This is a genomic window from Neoroseomonas rubea, from assembly GCF_016106015.1.
GTDB lineage: Bacteria > Pseudomonadota > Alphaproteobacteria > Acetobacterales > Acetobacteraceae > Neoroseomonas > Neoroseomonas rubea.
Window position 1 is genome coordinate 1 of record NZ_JACADQ010000317.1, and the last position, 4,961, is coordinate 4,961.

Genomic DNA, 4,961 nt, shown 5'->3' on the forward strand with positions numbered 1-4,961 from the left:
CCTGCCCCGAGCGGCCGGCCGGCACGGCGTCGAGCCGGGGCGGCAGCGCGCAGCCGGGGGCGAGGGTCGCCGCCCCGAACGTCCCCGCGGCGCCCAGCAGCCCGCGACGCGATCCGCGCCGGGAGGGTGAATCGCGGCCTGGCGTGTCGGTCATCGTTCGTCCCGTCCGGTGGCGTCGCCCAATCATCCGCCATGGGCCCGCGCCGCGGGAAGGGCGATGTCGACCGCGCGGGGCCGGCGGCGGGACGGCGGGGCGAATCGCTCGGACCGACAACCCGTACGTTGACGGCATATCTTGAGCTTTCTGCAACGCGCATCACCGAATCGACGCTGACGAGGACCCGGATCAGAATGAGGTCGCTTAGGCCGCTCCGTTCATTCAGACGAGGTCATGTGGCGAACCCGGCTACGGCGCTGACGCTTTGACGATACATCAGGTCACTGCGAGCAATTTTTGAGAGAACGACTCTCATGATCGCTGGAATGAGACTCAACTGTTGACCAGCGAGGGCGGCGCAAGCAAATCTAGATTGAAACTAACTATCGGGACCTGCGGTTATGATATTGCCGATGAGGCGTTGGCGACGCATTCCCGCGTGCCTTCTCGCAACGTTTCTGTTGAATGCCTGCGTAAACGCCAACGAAATCGCGTTGCGAGTCGGAGCGCCACCCGAAAATGCAGCTCAGATAAGGCTGCTACAGACAACGCGATTTCCGGCAACAGACGAGTACCAACTGCTCGCGGAGGCGACGCAGGTCCTGCAGGACCTTGGATTTGCCGTTGACGAGAGCGCACCTCAGGTTGGCGTCATCGCAGGAAGCAAGAGCCGCGACGCGACGGAGGCGGGGCAGGTAGCCGCTCAAATTGCGGTTACAATCATTGCCGCCGCCTTTCTCGTAGCATACGTGCCGGTGTGGGATACCAATCAAGTCATCCGTGTGACCCTTACGACACGCACTTTGCCATCGACGCGCGAGACAGAACTTCGCGCCTCCTTCGAGCGAGTCGTCTACAATAGTCAAGGCGCCGCGCGCACGGAGCAACTCCTCCAACCTGAGATGCACCGGGAGTTTTTCGACATGCTACGGGCTGGCATGACAGCGCGTGGAGCCCGAACGTGAGCCGGCGCAACTTCCTCGCACTCGCTGTCCTAGGACCTCTGACCGCCTGCGCGCATCAGGAACCGCAGCGCACTTTCCAGGCCAGCACTCGGAGCGCGGTAGAACTCAGGGCGATGCAGTCGCGCCTCATTGACGGAGACGCACCGGCTGTACTCCGCGGTGTGGTCGCTACGCTGCACGATCTGGGATATCGAATCACCAAAGCAGAACCGGGCGCCGGCACGATTACCGCGACCAAGATGAACACCGTCCGCCTGACCGCTGTCGTCCGCCAACGCGGACCGTCCCAGAGCGTCGTCCGCGCCAATGCGGTTGTACTCCTGCCCAACATCGAAACGCAGGTGGACGACCCAAATTTCTATCTTCGCAATTTCTTTGCCCCGCTCTCGGCAATGCTTGGGCGCGAAGCGTTCGCGGCGCCATCGGACGACAGCGTGCCGAACGCCGTTCGACCTGAACCCGAGCCCGACCCGCGCCGACGGCGCGACCAAACGAATCAGGAGGCGTCGCGGTGACACAAGGATGTCGCGTACCGCTACTTCGTCAGCTTGCGCTTGTGGTCACGCTTCTCGCAGTAGGAGCATGCAGCGCGGGAGACCACGCCGGCCAAGTGGGCGCCTCGGGTGGGCAGGCCGACCGACTTACGGTCGGCACTGTGCAGCGCGAAATTCGCGTCGGGATGTCCGGGGCGGACGTTGTCGCGGTGCTCGGCGCCCCGAACATGGTGGCCACCGACGAGCGACGGCGTGAGAACTGGGTTTACGACCGCGTCTCCAGCGAAACCGTCTATTCGTCCAGTTCAGGTGGTGTGAACGCGCTGTTCCTTGCTGGGTTCGGAGCACAAGCTGGAGCGCGCCGCTCATCGCAGCGTACCCTGACAATCATTATCAGGTTCGACGAGGGGGGGCGGGTACGCGACTTCTCATACCGCTCAAGCAGTTTCTGAAGGGCTGAAATGCAGCGCCGCCATCTCACAATCGGTGTTTTCGCAGCCTTCGCTCCATTAGTTGTTGGCGCCTGCCGAACACGCGCAGAACTGCACGCCGACGCATTCACCCCCTCGGGGTCGGTCGTTGAGCAGCGCGCGCGGCAAACGCGCCGCTTCGATACGCGTGATGAAACTATGCTGCTGCAAGCCGTTGTCGGCGTGATGCAGGATCTCGGTTTCACAATTGAGGAAACGCGGCCGCAATCTGGTCTGGTGATGGGGTCTAAGGACCGGGATGCGGTTGAGGCGGGCCAAGTTGCTTCGCAAATCGTTCTCGTCCTTCTGGCGGCAGCGGCCCGAACGCAGCATCGGGTCGTGATGGACCGCAACCAACGCATTAGGATTCTAGTAGTAGTTCGCCCGACACCCGAACGTACAGCAAGTATCGCACGCGTAACATTCCAGCGGATTGTCATCAACACTGACAATCAGGTGAGCCGCATGGAGACTATGGACGATCCACAACTCTATCAAGCCTTCTTCGATCAACTCGCACAGTCGGCTTTCCTGACCGCACATGAAATTTAGTTTCCCCAAAATCTCCGCGATCGCCGTTTCAGTTCAGGCGCTTGTGTCACTTGTTGCGCTCGCAGGGTGCCAAATTGACAGCCGGCAGCAAGTTTTGGCGACGAACGCAACACAGGTCGCACAGCGTGCAATATCCACCCGCTCGTTCGACACGGGGGACCGGAACTTGGTTTTCCGGTCCGTCATTGCGGCGCTCCAGGATCTTGGCTTTGTGGTGGATCGGGCTGACGACGTGCTCGGCACGGTGAGCGCGACTCGGCTTTCGGGGAGCTATGTCAGGGTGACAATCACGATGCGGTCAGCAGGTCCGTCGCGCACGCTCGTTCGGGCTTCGGGCCAATACAACCTCGATGCCATTGCCGACGCGACGCCTTTCCAGCGTTTCTTCGATACGCTGTCGCAGTCGCTGTTCCTGACAGCAAACAACGTGGACTAGGTTCCGCGACGACGGCTGCTTCCATTTTTAACCCAAGCCTTGCGCGCGGGCGGGCCTTCGGCACAAGGGGGGATGGGAGGGCCGCGCCCTCCCCCAACACCCCGAGGGAGGGACGCGCATGGCATCCGAAGCCGCCGAGGCGATCATCGAGGCGCGGCGCGCGCGCCGCATCCTGGCCCCGCTCGGGCGCATCGCGCCCGCCACGGTGGAGGCCGGCTACGCCGTGCAGAAGGAAGTCGCCCTGCGCATGGGCGGCCTGCCGCCCGCCGGCTTCAAGATCGGCGCGACCACGAAGCAGATGCAGGCGATCCTCGGCCTGTCCGGCCCCGCCGGCGGCTTCGTGCCCAAGGCCGGGCTGCGCGCGAGCCCCGCCACGACGCGCTACGCCGATTTCCTGAACCCCGGCGTCGAATGCGAGGTCGGGCTGCGACTCGCCCGCGACCTGCCCGCCGGCCCCTGCACGCGGGAGGAAGCGGGCGATGCGGTGGGCGAGGTCTTCGCCGCCATGGAGATCGTGGAGAAGCGCTACGACGACCTCGCGAAACTCACCACGCCGACGCTGATCGCCGACCAGGTGTTCCATGCGGGCGGCGTGCTCGGCCCGCCGGTGGCGGGCTGGCGCGCGATGGGCCTCGATCTCGCCGCGACGCGCGGGCGGCTGCTGGTGGATGGCCAGCTGCGCGGGGAAGGCGTGGGGGCGGACCTGCTCGGCCACCCCTTCGAGGCGCTGGCCTGGCTTGCCGCCTCCCCCTGCGCGGCGGCCTTCGGCGGGCTGCGGGCCGGCCAGGTGGTGTTCCTCGGCTCGGTCACGCCGCCGATCTGGCTCGATGGCCCCTGCACCGCGGTGGTCGACTTCGACACCCTCGGAATTGTCGAGTTGCGTCTGACGTGAGAGCGCGACTCACCACTCGTTAACCATCCACGGCGCAATCTCCGGGGGCGCTCACATGGGGCGTGTATGGACGCCAGAACGGCGGTTGACGCGGATGGAACCGCCATGCGGCCTGCCGACTGGAATTGCCTCTCCGAAGACGTGCAGCTGACCCTCTCGCGCGAGGCCTTGCGTCGCGCCGCGGAGACGCTCGCCGAACACGCCGAGATCCTGGCGAAGGAGATGGAGGGGGGTTCGCTGCTCGATCGCGGCGGACCCGACGCGCTGCGGCTCTTCGCCGCGGTGGTGCGCACCACGAATCGCGACGCCTTCGGCGAGGTCGGGCACGCCTGACCCGCGCCGGCCGCCGGGCCGCACGGGCGTGACGCTTCCCCCGCGCCGTCCGCCTGCGGTCCGACGGCGCGCCTGCGGCATGACGTTCCCCGATGTGCGGCATGCCCGCGACACGCCGTGGCCGCCCCGCGCTCGTGCCTGCTCCACGTCCCGGGCGCCGCGTGCCGGTCCCGGGCGCTCACGCAGGATGCGCCCGGCGCCGCGCCGCTATCGCCCGTAGAGGATGTAGTTGATCGTCAGGTCGATCGTGACCTGCTCCTCCGCCGTCCCCGGCGGGAAGGGCGGCAGGCTGCGGCCCCGGAACACCGCCTGCGAATAGTAGTTCAGGAAGATCGAGCGTGACGCCGTGCGCATCTCGACCGAGCGCACGCGTCCATCCGCGCCGGTGATGATGCGCACCGTCACCGGCCCCTGCTCGCCGAGTTCCGCCGCCTCCCGCGGATAGCGCAGGTTCTGCTCCAGCCATTGGCGGAAGGCGTTGCGCCAGTCGGGCCCCGCCTGGGCGCCCCGCACGCGCAGGTTCTGGTCGTCCCCCGGCCCGGGCAGGGTCGCGCCGGGGGAGATGTCGAGCCCACGCCGCGGCGCGGCCGACGGCGCCTCCCCCAGCCGGACCGGCGGGCGGTTCGTCAGGTCGAGCGGCGGGACCCGCGGTGGCGCGGGCG

Annotated in this window: 8 protein-coding genes; 7 read left to right on the forward strand and 1 reads right to left on the reverse strand. The window is 66.3% G+C overall.

The window, feature by feature from the left end:
• The first annotated feature begins 570 nt into the window (after positions 1–570).
• From HW577_RS20645 to HW577_RS20670, 7 genes are all read left to right on the forward strand, one after another.
• Positions 571–1,122, forward strand: coding sequence for a hypothetical protein (locus HW577_RS20645; protein WP_198378008.1), 552 nt, complete (start codon positions 571–573; stop codon positions 1,120–1,122).
• Entirely contained in the window at positions 1,119–1,637 is a 519-nt protein-coding gene (locus tag HW577_RS20650; protein WP_198378009.1) for a hypothetical protein, read from the forward strand. Before HW577_RS20645 ends, HW577_RS20650 begins: the two co-directional genes overlap by 4 nt.
• 140 nt (positions 1,638–1,777) lie before the next feature.
• On the forward strand, positions 1,778–2,068 hold the full coding sequence (locus tag HW577_RS26665) for a hypothetical protein (protein WP_232475102.1): 291 nt from the start codon (positions 1,778–1,780) through the stop codon (positions 2,066–2,068).
• Between the two features lie 9 nt (positions 2,069–2,077).
• On the forward strand, positions 2,078–2,638 hold the full coding sequence (locus tag HW577_RS20655; protein WP_198378010.1) for a hypothetical protein: 561 nt from the start codon (positions 2,078–2,080) through the stop codon (positions 2,636–2,638).
• Positions 2,628–3,074, forward strand: coding sequence for a hypothetical protein (locus HW577_RS20660; RefSeq protein WP_232475103.1), 447 nt, complete (start codon positions 2,628–2,630; stop codon positions 3,072–3,074). The genes HW577_RS20655 and HW577_RS20660 overlap by 11 nt, the downstream gene beginning before the upstream one ends.
• 118 nt (positions 3,075–3,192) lie before the next feature.
• On the forward strand, positions 3,193–3,966 hold the full coding sequence (locus HW577_RS20665) for a 2-keto-4-pentenoate hydratase (protein WP_198378011.1): 774 nt from the start codon (positions 3,193–3,195) through the stop codon (positions 3,964–3,966).
• Between the two features lie 105 nt (positions 3,967–4,071).
• A complete protein-coding gene (locus HW577_RS20670; RefSeq protein WP_198378012.1) occupies positions 4,072–4,299 on the forward strand; it encodes a hypothetical protein in 228 nt (75 codons plus the stop codon).
• 207 nt (positions 4,300–4,506) lie between these two features.
• On the opposite strand, the gene HW577_RS20675 is transcribed toward HW577_RS20670, so the two are convergent.
• Positions 4,507–4,961 (reverse strand): energy transducer TonB (locus tag HW577_RS20675; protein ID WP_198378013.1); only part of this gene is annotated, 455 nt, incomplete at its 5' end.